Source organism: Rhodomicrobium vannielii ATCC 17100 (genome assembly GCF_000166055.1).
Lineage (GTDB): Bacteria > Pseudomonadota > Alphaproteobacteria > Rhizobiales > Rhodomicrobiaceae > Rhodomicrobium > Rhodomicrobium vannielii.
Genome location: NC_014664.1, coordinates 3,610,870 through 3,627,054 on the forward strand (window position 1 = coordinate 3,610,870; position 16,185 = coordinate 3,627,054).

The window sequence follows — 16,185 nt, forward strand, 5'->3', positions numbered from 1 at the left end:
GGTGACTTCCCCTATCAATCAATATAGTAGCAGAACGCTTGCAGATGAAGTCAAGAGCAAATGGGACGGATACAATATATCGTCCCAATGATATCTGCTCATCCCCGAAATAATTCCCGCCATATCCTACGAGGTCTTATGGGCACCGATCTCGAAGTCTTGCGACCGCGAGGTCGCGGACGTCCGACGCTTTACGACGCGGCCTATTGCGATCGCGTGCTGGAACTCGCCGCCGAGGGCTGCTGCAAGGCCGAAATCGCCGCCGCGCTCCATGTCAGCGTGAAGACGCTCACCGCCTGGACCAAGGCACATGAGGAATTTCGCGATGCGATGACCCGCGCCAAGGAACTCGAATATGCGTGGTGGCTCGCGGCAGGCCGCAAGGGCCAGTTCATGCGCACGTGGAATGCCAGCGGCTGGGCACTTCAGATGCGAAACCGCTTCCGCAAGCGCTTCCGCGACAAACTTCCGCCGCTGCGCGAGGAAAACCCGGAGGACAGCGTGAATGCCGAGCAACTCCGCGACGAAATGGAACGCAAGCTTTCTCGCATCGCTGACGCCGGAGCGACGGGCGGAATTCCTCTCGCAACTGACGCCAAGGGAGCTGAAAAGTCTGCGGTTTGATTGGGCGTTCTGGTCGAGACCCGAGCAACTCGAACCGCCGGGCGGCTGGCATACATGGCTGATCCTGGCGGGACGCGGCGCGGGCAAGACACGCACCGGCGCGGAGTGGGTGCGCGCGTGCGTCTGCGGGCCGACGCCGCTCTCGGCCGGGCGTTATTCGCGTTTCGCGCTCGTGGCGGAGACGGCGGCGGATGCGCGCGACGTGATCGTGGAGGGGCCGAGCGGCCTTCTCGCCATCCATCCGCGCGGCTTTCGGCCGAAATTCGAGCCATCGAAGCGTCGTCTCACCTGGCCGAACGGCGCGGTTGCGATGCTCTATAATGCGACGGAGCCGGATCAATTGCGCGGCCCGCAGCATGACGCGGCATGGTGCGACGAACTCGCGAAGTGGCGCTATGCACGCGAAACCTGGGACATGTTGCAATTCGGCCTCCGGCTCGGCCATGACCCCCGTCAGATTGTGACCACAACGCCACGCCCTATTGCGATTATTCGCGAATTCCTCGGCAAAGAGGGCCATGGCGTCGTCTTGACGCGCGGCAGCACGTATGACAATCGCGCCAACTTAGCGCAAAATTACTTTAATACGATCGTGAGAAGTTACGAAGGAACAAGACTTGGGAGGCAGGAAATCAATGCAGAACTCTTGGACGACGTTGCTGGCGCTCTTTGGACGCGATCTCTGCTGGATCAGCACCGCATTGCTCGGGGAACTCCGCTTCCCCGGTTTGACCGTGTTGTGGTGGGGATCGACCCCGCGGCGCGCCCAAGCGGGGCGGGTGATAAGACTTCAGAAACTGGGATTGTCGTCTGTGGCCTCGGCGAAGACGGCCGCGGCTACGTCCTTGACGATCTCTCCAACCGACAAGGGCCAATGGGCTGGGCTCAGAAAGCGGTCGCAGGCTTCGACCTGTACGAAGCAGACGCACTGGTGGTTGAAATAAATCAGGGCGGCGCGATGGTCGAAACGGTCCTGCGCGCGGTGCGTGGTGGGCTCCCGATCCGGGCCGTTCGCGCAACCCGTGGCAAGACCGTGCGCGCGGAGCCTATCGCCGCGCTCTATGCGCAGGGCCGCGTGAGCCATGTCGGCGCGCTCCCGACGCTCGAAGACCAGATGGTGCAGTTCACGCCCTTCGGCATCGAGGGCGACGGCGCGGCCGACCGCGTCGATGCGCTCGTTTGGGCGCTGGCCGACCTGTTCCCGCGCATGATCCGCCCGGTTCCCGACGCCGCGATGTGGGACGATGAGCGCGACGGCGCCCCCAGCGGTTGGCTGGGGTAGCTTAACCCGTCTTGAAACAACTTTCCGGCCTCGAATTCCGCACCGTTCGCCATGGAGCGAGCGCCGTGACCCTATGTCCAAGTCCATAGCCCGAAGCGCGCTCGCCAGCGCCAAAGAGGTTCCCTTGCCCCAAATCGATATCGTTCGGGAGGCGCGGGAGCGCCTCGAAGCCGCATGGCTGCAGGATCGCGAGAACCGCGAAGATGCGTTCACCGATCTGAAGTTCCTCGCGGGCGACCAGTGGCCCGCCGCCGTGCGCCAGCAGCGCGAGGCGCAGAGCCGCCCATGCCTCACCATCAACCGCCTGCCGCAATTCGTGCATCAGGTGGCGAACAGCGTGCGCATGAACCCGCCGCAGATCAAGGCGATCCCGGCGGGCGGCGAGGCGACGGAAGCGCTGGCGGAGATCTATTCCGGCCTGTTCCGGCACATCCAGTATCGCTCGAACGCGACGCATGTTTTCGCGCATGCTGTGCATTACGCGGTCGCATGTGGCATCGGCCATTTCCGCCTCGCCACCGACTATATAGACGACAACGCTTTCGAGCAGGAAATCCTGATCCGGCGCATCCAGCATCCGCTTTCGGTGTTCTGGGACCCGGCGGCCATCGAGCCGAGCCGCGCCGATGCCGATTACTGCCTCGTGTCTGAGATGATCGGGAAGAAGGAATTCGAGGCGCGCTTCCCCCATGCGGCGGCGACCGATTTCGACACGCCGTCCGACGGCAACGCGGAAAGCGGCTTGTTCTGGGCGAGCCGCGATGCCGTGCGCGTGTGCGAATACTGGGTGAAGCGCCCGGTCGTGCGCACCATCGCGCGGCTCGCGAGGGGCGAAACGGTGGACATCACCGGGGTCGACCCGGCGGAACTGCCGCGCCTTGGCATCGTGGCGACGCGTAAGGTCCGCTCGCACAAGGTGGAACGCTATCTGCTTTCTGGTAGCGAAGTGCTGGAAGGCCCGAACGCCTGGGCGGGGCGCTACATCCCGATTTTCCCGGTGATCGGTGCTGAAACGGCGCTGGAGACGAAGACCGTCCGCAGCGGCCTCATCCGCGCCGCGCGCGACCCGCAGCAGCTCTATAATTTCTGGCGCTCGGCGGCGGTCGAAGCCATCGCGCTGGCACCGCGCTCACCTTTCCTCGCGACGCCCGCCATGATCGCCAAGTTCAAGGCGCAGTGGGACACGCAAAACACGGTCGCGCGCCCCTATCTCCTGTATGAGCCGGACCCGGATGCACCGGGCAGCCGTCCGACGCGCGAGCCGCCGCCGGGCGTGCCGACCGCGCTGACGCAGGAAAGCGCCATCGCCGCCGATGAGATGAAAGCCACCACCGGCATCTATGACGCCGCGCTCGGCGCGCGCTCGAACGAGATTTCGGGCGTGGCGATACGCGCGCGCGAAAGCCAGGGTGGCAACGCGGCGCTGCATTATCAGGATAATCTGATGGCGACGCTGCATCACCTCGGCAAGGCGCTGATCGACCTCGTGCCTAAGATCTACGATAGCGAGCGCACGCTTCGCATCATGCGCGAGGACGACAGCCACGATCCCGTGCGCATCAACGCCGCCGTGATGGGCGTGGACGGCAAGCCCATGCTGCTGAACGACCTTAGCCAAGGCATTTACGACGTGCGCGTGAAGATCGGGCCGGCTTACGCCACGCGCCGCTCGGAAGCCGCCGACGCGATGCTCCAGTTCATCCGCGCCGTACCGCAGGCGGCGGGCATCGCGGGCGACCTCGTCGCGAAGAACATGGACTGGCCGGGTGCGGACGAAATCGCTGCGCGGCTGAAGCGCACGTTGCCGCCGCAGGTCACGGGCGAGACGCTATCGGCCGAGGCTCAGGCCGCGCAGGCACGTCAGCAGGCGCTCGCCGAAGCCGAACTCGCACGTGCGCAGAGCATGGCCGCGAAGTCCGGGGCGGACGCCGCCAAGGCCGAGGCCGCCGCTCAGCAGGCCGCGCTTGATGCGGCGAAAGCCGAAGCCGAGCTGCGGGCGACGGCCGTTGCAGCCGAAAGCCCCGCCGCCGCCATCTAGTTTTCTTCCATCAGCAAAAGGACCGCAAATGACCACCCCCGACGACACCCCGTCGGCGGATGAAGCCGCTTTGGCTTTTTCCGCCCTTCAGGACGATGCGAGCGAGGCCGCAGACCGAGGCGGCTCCGCACAGCGCAAAGGCGCGCCCCGCAAGGCACGCGTCGACCGCCTCATACGCGACAAGGAGGTTGCGGACACCCTGGCGCAGACGAGCGCGGCACAGGCGCAGCAGCTTCGCCAGCGGTTGCAGAGCGCGGGCCGCCCGCAGGATTATCGCACGCCCGAAGACTACACCCGGGCCGTCGCCGAGCAGGCCGTGCGCGAGGTCGGCGCGGAAATCCTCGCCCGGCAGGCCGAGCAGGCCCGCGAGATCGCGGCCCGCGCCGCTTACGACGCGTGGGGCGAAGCGACCGCCGCGTTTCGCGAAAAGGTGCCGGACTTGTGGACCTGCGCTTCCCGACGAAAGACCTCACGCTCTCCATCGACCGCTTCGCCGAGCGCTACCTCAAGCATCCGATGATCGCGCTGGCGAACCAGGTCGATCTCGACGTGCTGTCGCTTTACAAGTCGGTGTGGAACTGGGTCGGCACGCCGGGGCAGACGCTCGACGGCTACAAGTCGTTCATCGCCGCGCCGCAGCGCCTCGACGAAATGGCGGTGCCGAGCCCGCGCACAGCCTGTCTCTCGCCCGCCGACTTCTACGGCATGGCGTCGAGCTTCACGAGCCTGCACGTGCCGGATGTGGCGAAGACCGCGCTTGAAAAGTCGCGCCTTCCGCTCGTCGGCAACACCGATTGTTACGCCTCGCAGAACGTCGTCAACTACACCGTGGGCGATCACGCAGGCACGCCCGTGATCTCGGCCACGGCGTCGGCGAACGGCGTCACGAACACCGGCGTAACGACCTGGCTCGCCACGAAGGACACGGACGAGACGGCGATCCTCGTGGACGGGCTGACGGAAGGCGCGACGCTCAATGCCGGCGACGTCTTCACCATCGCGGGCGTCCATGCCGTGAACCCCGTCACGAAGCAGGTGCTGCCCTATCTCCAGCAGTTCGTCGTGAAGGCGCCCGTTACGGCGACCGGCTGCGCGGACGCGGTCAAGGTGTCGCCCGCGATCATTGTTTCGAGCCAGCATCAGACCGTGAGCGCGGCCCCTGCCGCCAACGCGGCGCTCACATTCGCGGGCGCTGCGGGCGCGAACTATCCGCAGAACCTCGTCTTCCATGAGAACGCGTTCGCGCTCTGCATGGTGCCGATGGAACTGCCGGAGGGCGCGGCCAAGAAGGCGCGGCAGAGCTACAACGGCCTCTCGATCCGCGTCATCTGCGACTACGACATCGTCAACGACATCAACATGTGGCGGCTCGACATCCTCTACGGCGTGAAGCCGATCTACCCCGACCTCGCCACGCGCCTTTCCGGTTCGGCCGCGTAAGCCACGAGGGCCGGGCTTCGGCCCGGCCACTTCTCCGCCGCCAATCGCTTCACATCAGGAGACCATCCATGCCCGTTCGCCATCTCTCCGACGGCAACCCCGACGGCACCGTGCTCGGCCAGAGCCCAAGCGACCTCATCTCGTTCTACAACGCCACGCCCTCGCCGCAGCGCTCCGGCTCCGCGCAGGCTGCCGTTCCCGATGCCGCACCTACCAACGCCGCGCCCTACGGCTTCAGCGAAGCGCAGGCGCAGTCGATCGTCACGCTCCTGAACGAGATCCGCGCGACGCTCGTCGGCCTGGGCCTGATGAAAGGCGCGTGATGCACCTCGACACACGGCTCTGGATGTACCGGAGGGGCGAAGCTCGCCTTTTCGGTCATCCCGGCGACGTGCCGCACGGGGAAGGCTGGCAGCGCTTTCCGGTCTTCTTCGATGACGGCGCGGCGGCGGATTCCCCGGAAGCGGCCTCACCCGACGTCGAGCCCCTCGAAACCATGTCGCGCCGAGGGCTTCTCCAACTCGCGGCAGAGTGCGGCCTGAAGGTCAATCCCGGCTGGACGAAAGCGCGGCTTCGGCAGGCGCTCGGCGAGGTTCTGCATGACTACGGCGCGTGACGTCATCACCGGCGCGTATCGGCGGCTGGGTGTCCTGCCGCTCGGCGCGAACCTCGATCCGGCACGCGCCATCGCCGGGCTGCAAGCCTACGGCGGCATGCTGTCGGCATGGGCCGCCGATGGCATCGTCGCGGGCAGCGTGACGCCCGAGACCGCCGACCTCGACGACGATTTCCCTCTTCCGCCTCGTTTCGTGGAAGGGGCGAAAGCGCTGCTCGCGGTCGAACTGGCGAGCGAAAGCGGCATCGAGGCGCAAACGTCGATCCAGAGCCGCGCGAAGAAAGCCTACGCGGCAATGCTCGCCGCCTTTGTCTGCGCGCCGGGCGCCGCGCAGGACCGGGCGCTCACCGCGCTACCGAGCCAGCGCCGATAGAAGCACGGGGCGGCGCCTGCCGCCGCCCCTCGCTCGAAAACACACTCAACCCGTCAACCGCCGTGGCGGTCAAGCTTCCGAGGCATGTCATGGTTTCCGTCGAATTCGGTCACACGTCGAACAAGGACAAAAGCGGCTTCGTGTCGAACCAGCGCCTGCTGAACGGCTATGCCGAGGCCATGGGACGGGCGGCGAAGTCCTCGCTTCCGGTTTACGCCGTACCGGGCACGAGCCGTTTCGATCAGGGCGAGACCGGCCTCGACGGTCCATGCCGAGGCATGCTTTATGTCTATGGCAAGGGGCTTTACGTGGTCGCCGGCACCCGCGCCGCGCTGTTCGACGATGCGGGCAACGCCACAGATGTTACGGGCGAAATCGCGGGCAGCGGCATGGTCATCATGGCCGCGAACCAGGAGACGGACCCGAAGGTCGGCATCATCGCCGACAGCGTCTATTACGCGCTCGACACCGCGACGAACGCCATCGCCGCGCCCGCGATCACGACGCTTCCCGCGCCGAACAGCGTGACCTTCGTAGACGGCTATCTCGTGTTCTCCATCGCGGACGGGCGCATCTTTCACACCGCGCTGAACGACGCGGAAACAGTGAACGCACTCTCCTTCGCCACGGCCACCAGTCGCTCGGACGGGCTACGCCGCATCGTCACCCATCGCGGCGCGCTGATCGCGCTCGGCGAGGCGAGCCTCGAAATCTGGGAAAACGCAGGCACTACGCCGTTCGCCTTCGCGCCGATCCGCGCCGACATCGACATCGGCTGCATCGCGGAGCACACCGTCGCGAGCGTGGCGGATTCGCTGCTCTTCGTGGACCACAACGGCGTCGTCCGGCAACTCACCGGCTCGGAACCGCAGCGCATCTCCACGCATGCCATCGAGCGCGCCATCGCAGCGCTGTCATGGGACGAGCGGCGCTCGCTCTATGCCGTCTATACGCATTTCAACGGCCACGATTTCTACGCCATCACAAGCGCGTACTGGACGTTCGAGTTCGACGTCGCGACGGGGCTCTGGCATGAGCGGGCGAGCGGCGACCTCGAATATTGGACGGCGCGCGGGCATGCCTCCTTCAACGGCAAGGTGGTGATCGGTTCGAGCCTCGACGCGAGTCTGCACGTGCTCGACGACGCGTCTTACACGGAGAGCGGGCAGCCTTACTTGTTCGTCGCCCAGTCCGCGCCGCTGCACGCCTTCCCGAACGGCCTCATTGTCGATCAGCTCGACGTCGACATCATACCCGGCGTCGGCATCACGAGCGACGACGACGAGGCGGCCGACCCGAAGCTCATGCTCGACTGGTCAGACGATGGCGGCGCGACATGGGTTGGGGGGCGCGTCGCCGCGCTCGGCCGCGTGGGCGAGCGCTTCACTGTGGCGAGCTTCCATCAACTCGGCGCGGCGCCACGCGGCGGGCGCACGTTCCGCCTCGCCTCGTCGTCGCCGGTGATGCGCGGGATCCTGTCGGCCAAAGCGCGCGTTCGCGCCATCGCACCGTGAGGGGCGCGTCATGAGCGGAAAGGACAATCTCTTCAGCCCGTTCGGCTTTTCGGTCGACGGCAAGGGCCGCGTGGACAACAACACGCGCGCCTTCCTCACCAAGTTCAAGGGCCGCAAAGGCCCCGCCATCCCTAACCTGGCAAGCGACGCGTCGTGGACTGAGGTGGCCGCCACGACGAACGCGCTCATCCGCGAGTTTGCAGCGCAAGGCTGCATCGACAAGGGCTTCGACGCAAACGAGACGGCCTACGCCAGCGCCATTCGCGCCGTGACCATGATCCCCGCCGCGACCGAGTTCGCCTATGCGCCCTATGAGGTCGTGCGCGACCAGATCGTGACCGGCGCGGAATATGTCGCGACCGAAAACGGCTTCAGCATCTACGACCGCGAGGCGTGGCTCATCGCCTATGCCGCCGCGAAAAAGGCCGGACGCATCGGCAATACCGCGTGTGATTGGCGCACCTCGCTGGACCTGATGCAAAGCCAGTTGCCGAATGTCGGCCTCGTGAACCTGTTCGTGTCGTGGTACGGCACCGACCTTCGCGCGGGCGAGTGCAAGCTCATGCCGGGCGTCACGCGCGCGAGCTTCGAGACCATGCCGCACCCCTGGAGTTGCGCGGGCAAGTCACGCGGCGAGGTGCATGTCGTCTCGCAGGTGGACGACAACGCAGCATTCGGCGGCACACCCGACGACACGTCGCTGATCGACTGCATCAAGGACATGAAGGCGCGCAAGCTCGAAGTTGCCTTCACGCCGTTCATCCTGATGGACATTCCGACGGGGAACACGCTGCCGGACCCATATTGGGGCGGGACCGGACAATCGGTCTATCCCTGGCGCGGGCGCATCACCAAGGCTTACGCCACGGCGGACAAGTCGGCCGGGGTCGAGGCGGAAGTCGCGACGTTCGTGGAGCAGTATCGCGTGTTCGTGCTGCATTATGCGCAGCTTTGCGCCGACGCGGGTGGGGTTGATGTCTTCCTGCTCGGCACGGAGCTTCGCGGCCTCACATGGTTGCGCGGCGTGGGCGGCAGCTATCCGTTCGTGGCGGCGCTGAAGCAACTGGCGGCGGACGTGAAGGCGATCCTGCCGGGCGCGAAGCTATCATACGCGGCCGACTGGTCCGAATGGTTCGGCCACCAGCCACCGGACGGTTCGGGCGACGCAATCTTTCACCTCGACCCACTGTGGTCGGATGAAAACATCGACGCCATTGCCTTCGACAATTACTGGCCGCTGTCGGACTGGCGCGACACACCGCCCAACATCGACTGCGCGCTCAAAGACGACGGCACGCTGACCGCCCTCACCGATTACGACTTTCTGATGGGCAACATCAGGGGCGGCGAGGGCTACGACTGGTATTACGCCAGCACCGCCGACCGCGACGCGCAGGTGCGTTCGCCTATCACCGACGGCGGCTACAACAAGCCGTGGATCTACCGCTACAAGGACATCTGGGGCTGGTGGTCGAACCCGCATTACAGCCGCCACGGCGGCGTCGAGGCGGCGGAGCCAACGGCGTGGGTGCCATGCTCGAAGCCGTTCTGGTTCACCGAACTCGGCTGCCCATCCATCGACAAGGGTTCGAACCAGCCGAACGTGTTCTACGACCCGAAATCGGCGGAAAGCGCCGTTCCATATTACTCGACCGGCCTGCCCGACAACCTCATCCAGCGCCGCCACCTGCATTCCGTGCTGCGCTTCTTCGACGAGGCGGACGGCGCTTTCGAGGAAGAGAACAACCCGCAGAGCACCGTCTATGACGGCCGCATGGTCGATGTGTCCCGCATCATGATCTACACGTGGGACGCGCGGCCCTACCCGTACTTTCCGCTATTCTGGTGGGTCTGGAGCGACGCCGCGAACTGGGCTTACGGCCACTGGATCGCGGGTAAGCTATCGACCTACGCCTTGCCGACGGAGCTTGACAGCATGGCCAAGACGACGACCTACGCCCCCCGCCACCCCTATATCGTGGACCCGGCGACGGGCAAGCTCGACAAGCAGTATGCGGATTTCTTCGAGAGCATCGAGTTCGTGCGTGGCAGCCCGATCGCCAACGTGCCGCTCGAACCAACAACCTCGGAGGCGTCGGCTGCGATCAATTCGCTGCTTGCGGTGCTCCGCGCACAGAACAAGCTCGCCACATGAGCAGCGTCGTGCGCCAGGCGAGCGAGGCCGACGTCGCCCGGTTCGTGGAACTGGCCTTGCGGTTCTACGCAGAGGAAGGCGGACGCCGCGCCGATCCGCGCGCGCTCGCCCGCTTCGCCTTCGCGCAAGCTACCGAGCCGAACCGCGTGCTGCTGGCGGCGAAAGAGCCGGCGGTCGCGGTCCTCGCGGGTATGATCGCGCCGCATTACCTCACGGGCGAGCCGACCGCGTTCAAGACGGCGTGGTACGCGCTGCCCGGCGCGCGCGGGCACGGTGCAACTCTCCTCCGCGCCTTCGAGGCGTGGGCGAGGGAAAAGGGCGCCACGCGGCTCATCGTTGCCGGGCGCGCGCCGCGCACGCTCACGCTGCTCGAACGGCTTCAGTTCCAGCCCCTCGAAACAGTCTACGCAAAGGATCTTCCATGGCAGAAGCAGCAGTAACGGCCCTCCTCGGCGGCGCAACTTCGGCGGCGGCCTCCTATCTCGGCGCGCAGACGACGGCGAAGGCCGCGAAGGAGGCGTCCGCCCTTCAGCAGAAGCGTTACGATCAGGCGGTGAGCTATCAGGAGCCCTATCTCACGGCGGGCACGAACGCGCTCACGCTCTACAACAACGCGACCGGCACCAACGGATCGGACGCGCAAACGTCCTATTACGGGGGTTTCCAGACCGATCCCGGCTTCACCGCGAGCGTGAATTACGGGCTGAGCAAGATCGAGGCGTCGGCGGCGGCGAGCGGGATGGGGCTGTCGGGCAATACGCTCGCCGCGCTTCAGGACTACTCGCAGACGTCGCTTTCGGATGCCTACCAGACCCGGCTGAACAATCTCTACAAGACGGCGACACTCGGCGCGAACGCGGCGAACTCGCTCACGAGCGCAGCCACATCGAGCGCCTCATCGACGAGCAGCACGCTCCTTTCGGCCGCTTCGACCGAGGCGTCGGCCCTGACAAGCGCGGTCAACTCGCTCACCGGCTCAGCCAAAAGCCTCGCCTCCTATTATTACGGCTCCTGATCTCGGCAGATCCCGCGATCCGCTGCCGCCCGGGCCATCGGTCCGACGCGCAGCATAAGCGACAAGGGGCATCGCATGTGATCGGCGGGCGCGCCCCTCACCCTGCCCCTCTTCCGGTGAAGCCGGAGAGGGAACGGTCACATCGCGAACGATCCGAACCAGATGAGAAGCGAGGCGAAGCCCGCGAGGCCGAGCCCGACATGCGAATAGAGCAGCGCGATGCCGCCCTGCTTCGACCGCTGGGCGACAATCGGCGCGACGAACCCCGAGAAGAGCGAAAGCGCGAATAATGCTGCTGCAGCCGTGCCGAATTGTCCGGCGGCTGCCGCGCCACTTGGTCCGGCTCCCCGGATCAGGACCGCGACCTGCTCCAGCCCCGCCATGCCCAGAAGAATATGCACGCCGAGAATGAGATTCGCGGGGCGCCTTCGTTTCAGAAACAGGGCGAACAGATAGAGCCCGAGCGCGGCGGCTGTGGTGGTAATCGTGAGGATGACGAAAGGAATAAGCTCCGGCGACATCAACTCCCCTCCCTGATGCGAGGCTGATCGCGACTTAGGCGAATTCCAGTTTCTTTGGAACCGCTCTGGCTCGAACGTGTCTTTACACATCGAACGCGGCGCTCGTTCGTCCGTCAACCCGAACATTGTCCTGAATCGGGAAAACGGACGTCGTCCTTGGCGGGTGCGGACGGCTGCGTTCATCGCTCCCGCTTCAGGAAGAAACGAACTGGAGCAAGCAATGAATTTTCGTTACGGGCCGTGGGCCCGCACCTTCCATTGGACCATCGCACTCCTTGTTTTCTTCATGCTCGCGCTTGGCGCTTACATGACAAAGGGCATCGCCCCTGACGACCCGATACGCGGCCAGCTTTACAACCTTCACAAGGCGACCGGCGCGCTCATCCTGTTTCTGGTGCTGATCCGCCTGCTTGTGCGCTTCAACAACGAACCTCCCGTGCTCGACGATCAGCCCGCGCTGATCCGGGTCGGCTCCCGGCTGAACCATTACGCGCTGTATCTCATGCTCATCGCACAACCGCTGATCGGCATTTCCCTCTCCCAGGCTGCGGACCGGCCAGTAAGCTTCTACGGGCTATTTACGCTTCCAAAACTCATCGGCCCGCAGCCAAAGCCCGTGGTGGAAAATCTCGCCGCCGCGCACCAGATCGGCGCCGGCATCCTCGTTTTGCTGATCGCGCTCCACATCGCCGGCGCGCTGTATCACTGGCTGATCAAGCAGGACACTGTGATGCGCCGCATGGCCTGGTGGTGAGCCTCCCCCGGCGATGATTATCGGGTCGTACTTTCGTCACCGCATCGCGGGGGGTCGTGACAGGGAAGCTGATATCCGTCAAGGTGATGCCGCGAATGCGAGATTCGCGAGCATCACGGACATGAGCGAGACGGCATGACAACCGAATCCCCGGATCAAACCCTGCTTCTTACGGTTGAGGACGGCATCGCGCGCATCACGATCAACCGTCCCGAGGCCCGCAACGCTTTCACGTTCGAAATGTATGAGAAACTCGCGGAAGCTTGCGAGACCGCGAACGCGGATTCGTCGGTGCGAGCGCTCATCATCACGGGCGCAGGCGACAGGGCGTTTTCCGCCGGAACCGACATCTCGCTGTTTCGCGCGTTCCAGAAGCCGGAAGACGCCATCGGCTACGAAAGCTTCATGGAGCGCGTGCTTTCGGCCATCGAAACCTGCCGCGTCCCGACGATAGCCGCCATCGCTGGCGCGTGCACCGGGGGCGGCGGCGCGATCGCGGCGTGCTGCGACCTGCGCATCGGCACGGCGAACGCGAAGTTCGGCATACCCATCGCGCGCACGCTCGGAAATTGCCTATCGGTGGCGAACCTCGCGCGGCTTTCGGCGCTGATCGGCGTCGCGCGGGTCAAGCATATGATCCTGACCGCGCGGCTGATCGAGGCGGATGAAGCGCTCGCCATCGGCCTTCTGAACGAGGTCGTTTCCGACCGCGCCGCCCTCGATGCACGCGCCACGGAACTCGCCGCCGAGATCGCGAGCTTTGCGCCGCTAACGCTTCGCGCCACCAAGGAAGGCTTGCGGCGCGTTCTGGCGGCGAAACGACAGGCCGACGATCAGGATCTGATCCTCATGTGCTACATGAGCGAGGACTTCCGCGAGGGCATGGCGGCGTTTCTCGCGAAACGCAAACCGGACTGGAGCGGCCGTTAATCATCTCCCGGCCTGACAACGCGCAGGCCGGGTTGAATGATCCTACTGGCAGGCTTTTCCCGCCTCGGTTTCCTGAAGCAGCGAAAGCATGCAGTTTCGCGTCTTCACGTTGTGCGCTGAATAGATTTGCCCGTCGAGGAACGCCTGAAGCGGCGGCGACACCCACCAACTGAGCGACACGCTCTTATACTGCGCCTGCTCCTTTGTTTTCTCGCGGATGCGCATTGCGCGCGTTTGTTGCTTCGTGACCTCGTCCTTGTTCGAGAACTTGAGAAATTCCTTCAGAAAGAAATTCTCCCTCGGTTGCGGGCAGATGCTGATCTGCGCCACCGAGCGGACGCCGCCGTTGAGCTGCTTCACCCGGTCCGGCAGTTCGACGATGGTTCCGTAGCCGCGCGCAATGCGCGTTGAATTCAGCGTCAGGATGTCCGAGATCGCGGCGCCGGGACGGAAGTCGGCCTGATCGGGAATGCGCGGGCTGGTGCCCGGATCGCTCCCGAGGCCGCACACGCTCGTATCCTTGAACCAGTCGGGTTCGCTCGATACTTGCAGAATGAAGGGCTTCAGCCTGCTGTCCTCCGCCTTGAGCGCAGCGGCGATTTCGAGCGCGGTCACGGCACCCGAATTGTCGAAGTAGCCGCCATCGACAACGCTGTCGACGATCTGCGCGCGCCGGTCTCGGATGCCGGCATGCGGCGACACGAAGGGCGAGCGTGAACTCACGCCAGCGGCGGAACTGAGCCGTACGTCGATCGAAACGGGCTTCCTGTCCTTGCAGCGTGCGCCCGCGACCGGGCTGAAAAACGACGGCAGCGCGCGGGCGATCTCGTCGAGCGTGCCGACATCGGGAAAGGCGTTCGTGTTCGGATCGCGATAGGGCGAGCACAGAAGTTCGTGCAGGTCATAGGCGTCGATGAAGAGCGCGTCGCCGGATTTGGTCGGCTCGGTCATCCTGACGGGCGTCACGATCACGCGGCGGCCAGTTTCGTTAGACGCGGCGTTGAGGAACAGGAGCGGCGTCCAACTCGCGGGCGTCGGCGCCATGGCCAGAAGCGGCCCCGACAAGGGCGATGTCGCGCGCGTCGTCCCGTAGATGCCGTTGAAGGCGTCCTCCCAGGCCGTTTCGAGCACGCCCGCCCGGTCGAGCACGAACGGCAGCCGCGACAGGGTCAGCACGTCGCGGGCGAGAAAGCCGATGGAAACCGGCGAAATGAAATCGTTGGAGAGCGCAGCCTGAAGCGCGTCCTTGTATCCCACGAAATCGGTGAGGAAGGTGCGCGTCAGCGCTTCGCCGCCGTTGGCGCGGACAGCGTTCGCGGCCCCAAGGTTGGCCGTTGCGACATTCGGAAACCAGAGCCGCTGGCGAAACAGCGCGGCCTTGAGATCCGCGGTGCTCGTCGCCTGATGCGTCTTGAGCGCGCTTGTGTAGAAGGCCGCGCCGACAGAGCTACCCGACACGCTCGAAATTGCGAACAGCTGAAGATGGAAAGGCCGTCCTGCGTTAGTCTTCGACCGTTCGAGGCTGTCATCCTCCAATGAGCCGAGCACGCTTGCGAGGAGGAAAGCCGCACGGCTCCCGCCGCCTTCGCCCGACACGATGATGGGGCGCGGGCAATCGACGAGTTCTTTTGCGTCGGGCGCGAGCCATTCGCAGCCGCGCGCGTCCCAGCCGCTGGCAGTCTTCCAGCCTTTGACCGCGTCGGTGAAACGGGTGGGCCGGAGCGTGGGCCGCTGGTCCTCCGCTATCGTGGCGACACGAACGTCGTGCCCGTCGCCGATGAAGAACGTGAGGCCGATGGCGACGACGACGAGCGCCGCGATGAACGGAAACTGGAAGCGGTTCGAAAGCAGCGCGAGGAACGCGATGAATGGCAACCACGCGCCGAATACCACGAACAGGAACGACGCCCGCTTCAGGTAGAGCGTGTCGCCGATGAAATCGAGCACCTGCTGGACACCGGGGCTGGATGTCAGATCCGGGAACGAAAACAGCTGCTGCACCGTCTCCGAGTAGGACATGAAGTGGATCGCGACGAGGATCAGCAGGAACACCGTGAGGCGGATCATGTACCGCCACATGAATTCCTTTACGCGCTGCGCGGCGATCCATGTCTCCATGCTGAGCCACGTCGGTTTCAACCCGGACAGGTGCATGTCCATGGCGTCGAGGTCGAGCGTGGTTTTCCGCGTCCAGCGTTCGATGCGGATCAGCGAGCGCTTGAAGCCTTCGGCATCCTTGATCTCGCGGCGGGCCATCGCGCGCCCGTAGCCGCGCAGGAACACATCGCGGAAGATCACCAGCAGCAGCACCACGGCCGTGGCGATCAGAAGCGTGATGAGATGCGCTTCAAGCAGACGGCGGATCGGCGCTTCGTATTTGTTGCCACCGTCCTGCAAGGGCACGGGCAGGTTGTTCGCGGCGGCGACGATGCCGACCAGCACGGCGATGAAGGAGAAGACCACGAACAGGCTCGGCAGCCGGAAGATGTAGAACTTGAACCGCGCCTCGTTGTCTATGCCGATGACATCGTAATTCTGCTGGAGCAGGAGCCGCGACGTGAAGACGAGCGGCAGCGCCCAGATGAAGATGCCGATGGCGTAGAAGCCCGCCCAGTAGACGATCTCCTGCGCCCAGTATGGCCGCGCGTCGAATAGCAGATCCTGCACCTGCGGCAGGCTCGAAAACGCGAATAGCGCGATGACGAGGCTCAGCACGCTGAAGAAAGAGATGCCAACAGTCGCGCGAGTGAAAAGCCTGATGCGCGAGACGCGCCGGGGGGCGTGGCCGGTGGGAGCCGGCTGGCCCGTGGGTGGGGAAGCTGTCTCGGTTTCCAACATACGGCCCGCGCTCCTGGCTGAAACGGCTTAAGGAATGCGCGAGGCTTGACGCATGCATTCGGCCCGATCATGGCGAGCGGCACAC

The 16,185-nt window shown here is 65.0% G+C and carries 16 protein-coding genes; 14 read left to right on the forward strand and 2 right to left on the reverse strand.

Annotated features, from left to right (window positions below):
• Window positions 1–138: 138 nt before the first annotated feature.
• The 12 genes from RVAN_RS20375 (at window position 139) to RVAN_RS16655 (ending at window position 11,057) form a co-directional block, all read left to right on the forward strand.
• Entirely contained in the window at window positions 139–624 is a 486-nt protein-coding gene (locus tag RVAN_RS20375) for a hypothetical protein (RefSeq protein ID WP_155942501.1), read from the forward strand.
• On the forward strand, window positions 506–1,906 hold the full coding sequence (locus RVAN_RS16605) for a DNA-packaging protein (RefSeq protein WP_013420858.1): 1,401 nt from the start codon (window positions 506–508) through the stop codon (window positions 1,904–1,906). Before RVAN_RS20375 ends, RVAN_RS16605 begins: the two co-directional genes overlap by 119 nt.
• 124 nt (window positions 1,907–2,030) lie before the next feature.
• Entirely contained in the window at window positions 2,031–3,944 is a 1,914-nt protein-coding gene (locus tag RVAN_RS16610) for a portal protein (RefSeq protein ID WP_169309576.1), read from the forward strand.
• Between the two features lie 28 nt (window positions 3,945–3,972).
• Window positions 3,973–4,464: a hypothetical protein gene (locus tag RVAN_RS20560; protein ID WP_013420860.1), complete on the forward strand. Its 492-nt coding sequence runs from the start codon at window positions 3,973–3,975 to the stop codon at window positions 4,462–4,464.
• The gene (locus tag RVAN_RS16620) at window positions 4,386–5,384 is read left to right on the forward strand and encodes a P22 phage major capsid protein family protein (protein ID WP_013420861.1); all 999 of its coding nucleotides are present in this window, start codon (window positions 4,386–4,388) and stop codon (window positions 5,382–5,384) included. Before RVAN_RS20560 ends, RVAN_RS16620 begins: the two co-directional genes overlap by 79 nt.
• Before the next feature lie 68 nt (window positions 5,385–5,452).
• The gene (locus RVAN_RS16625; RefSeq protein ID WP_013420862.1) at window positions 5,453–5,707 is read left to right on the forward strand and encodes a hypothetical protein; all 255 of its coding nucleotides are present in this window, start codon (window positions 5,453–5,455) and stop codon (window positions 5,705–5,707) included.
• Window positions 5,707–6,000 (forward strand): hypothetical protein, encoded by a 294-nt coding sequence (locus RVAN_RS16630; RefSeq protein WP_013420863.1) that lies wholly within the window; start codon window positions 5,707–5,709, stop codon window positions 5,998–6,000. Before RVAN_RS16625 ends, RVAN_RS16630 begins: the two co-directional genes overlap by 1 nt.
• Entirely contained in the window at window positions 5,984–6,373 is a 390-nt protein-coding gene (locus tag RVAN_RS16635; RefSeq protein ID WP_013420864.1) for a hypothetical protein, read from the forward strand. Before RVAN_RS16630 ends, RVAN_RS16635 begins: the two co-directional genes overlap by 17 nt.
• A gap of 89 nt (window positions 6,374–6,462) precedes the next feature.
• Window positions 6,463–7,887 carry a hypothetical protein gene (locus RVAN_RS16640; RefSeq protein WP_013420865.1) on the forward strand — a complete coding sequence of 475 codons (1,425 nt, stop codon included), beginning with the start codon at window positions 6,463–6,465 and terminating at the stop codon, window positions 7,885–7,887.
• Between the two features lie 10 nt (window positions 7,888–7,897).
• Window positions 7,898–10,042, forward strand: coding sequence for a baseplate megatron protein TIM-barrel domain-containing protein (locus tag RVAN_RS16645; RefSeq protein WP_013420866.1), 2,145 nt, complete (start codon window positions 7,898–7,900; stop codon window positions 10,040–10,042).
• Window positions 10,039–10,482, forward strand: a complete 444-nt coding sequence (locus RVAN_RS16650; RefSeq protein WP_013420867.1) for a GNAT family N-acetyltransferase — start codon at window positions 10,039–10,041, stop codon at window positions 10,480–10,482. Before RVAN_RS16645 ends, RVAN_RS16650 begins: the two co-directional genes overlap by 4 nt.
• On the forward strand, window positions 10,464–11,057 hold the full coding sequence (locus RVAN_RS16655; protein ID WP_013420868.1) for a hypothetical protein: 594 nt from the start codon (window positions 10,464–10,466) through the stop codon (window positions 11,055–11,057). Before RVAN_RS16650 ends, RVAN_RS16655 begins: the two co-directional genes overlap by 19 nt.
• Before the next feature lie 137 nt (window positions 11,058–11,194).
• Here the strand turns inward: RVAN_RS16655 and RVAN_RS16660 are convergent, their stop codons facing one another.
• A complete protein-coding gene (locus tag RVAN_RS16660) occupies window positions 11,195–11,578 on the reverse strand; it encodes a hypothetical protein (RefSeq protein ID WP_013420869.1) in 384 nt (127 codons plus the stop codon).
• 220 nt (window positions 11,579–11,798) lie between these two features.
• Between RVAN_RS16660 and RVAN_RS16665 the strand changes: the two genes are divergently transcribed.
• Both RVAN_RS16665 and RVAN_RS16670 read left to right on the forward strand, forming a co-directional pair.
• Window positions 11,799–12,332, forward strand: coding sequence for a cytochrome b (locus RVAN_RS16665; protein ID WP_013420870.1), 534 nt, complete (start codon window positions 11,799–11,801; stop codon window positions 12,330–12,332).
• A 135-nt stretch (window positions 12,333–12,467) separates the two neighbouring features.
• On the forward strand, window positions 12,468–13,262 hold the full coding sequence (locus RVAN_RS16670) for an enoyl-CoA hydratase/isomerase family protein (protein ID WP_013420871.1): 795 nt from the start codon (window positions 12,468–12,470) through the stop codon (window positions 13,260–13,262).
• 42 nt (window positions 13,263–13,304) lie between these two features.
• Here the strand turns inward: RVAN_RS16670 and RVAN_RS16675 are convergent, their stop codons facing one another.
• The gene (locus RVAN_RS16675; RefSeq protein ID WP_013420872.1) at window positions 13,305–16,100 is read right to left on the reverse strand and encodes a hypothetical protein; all 2,796 of its coding nucleotides are present in this window, start codon (window positions 16,098–16,100) and stop codon (window positions 13,305–13,307) included.
• Window positions 16,101–16,185 lie beyond the last annotated feature (85 nt).

Excerpts from the sequence above, each read along its gene's own strand:
- RVAN_RS16635 (WP_013420864.1), top strand. The coding sequence starts at position 5,984 with ATGACTACGGCGCGTGACGTCATCACCGGCGCGTATCGGCGGCTGGGT.
- RVAN_RS16665 (WP_013420870.1), top strand. The coding sequence starts at position 11,799 with ATGAATTTTCGTTACGGGCCGTGGGCCCGCACCTTCCATTGGACCATC.
- RVAN_RS16625 (WP_013420862.1), top strand. The coding sequence starts at position 5,453 with ATGCCCGTTCGCCATCTCTCCGACGGCAACCCCGACGGCACCGTGCTC.
- RVAN_RS16640 (WP_013420865.1), top strand. The coding sequence starts at position 6,463 with ATGGTTTCCGTCGAATTCGGTCACACGTCGAACAAGGACAAAAGCGGC.
- RVAN_RS16630 (WP_013420863.1), top strand. The coding sequence starts at position 5,707 with ATGCACCTCGACACACGGCTCTGGATGTACCGGAGGGGCGAAGCTCGC.
- RVAN_RS20375 (WP_155942501.1), top strand. The coding sequence starts at position 139 with ATGGGCACCGATCTCGAAGTCTTGCGACCGCGAGGTCGCGGACGTCCG.
- RVAN_RS16605 (WP_013420858.1), top strand. The coding sequence starts at position 506 with ATGCCGAGCAACTCCGCGACGAAATGGAACGCAAGCTTTCTCGCATCG.
- RVAN_RS16650 (WP_013420867.1), top strand. The coding sequence starts at position 10,039 with ATGAGCAGCGTCGTGCGCCAGGCGAGCGAGGCCGACGTCGCCCGGTTC.
- RVAN_RS16645 (WP_013420866.1), top strand. The coding sequence starts at position 7,898 with ATGAGCGGAAAGGACAATCTCTTCAGCCCGTTCGGCTTTTCGGTCGAC.
- RVAN_RS16655 (WP_013420868.1), top strand. The coding sequence starts at position 10,464 with ATGGCAGAAGCAGCAGTAACGGCCCTCCTCGGCGGCGCAACTTCGGCG.
- RVAN_RS16660 (WP_013420869.1), bottom strand. The coding sequence starts at position 11,578 with ATGTCGCCGGAGCTTATTCCTTTCGTCATCCTCACGATTACCACCACA.
- RVAN_RS16675 (WP_013420872.1), bottom strand. The coding sequence starts at position 16,100 with ATGTTGGAAACCGAGACAGCTTCCCCACCCACGGGCCAGCCGGCTCCC.
- RVAN_RS16670 (WP_013420871.1), top strand. The coding sequence starts at position 12,468 with ATGACAACCGAATCCCCGGATCAAACCCTGCTTCTTACGGTTGAGGAC.
- RVAN_RS20560 (WP_013420860.1), top strand. The coding sequence starts at position 3,973 with ATGACCACCCCCGACGACACCCCGTCGGCGGATGAAGCCGCTTTGGCT.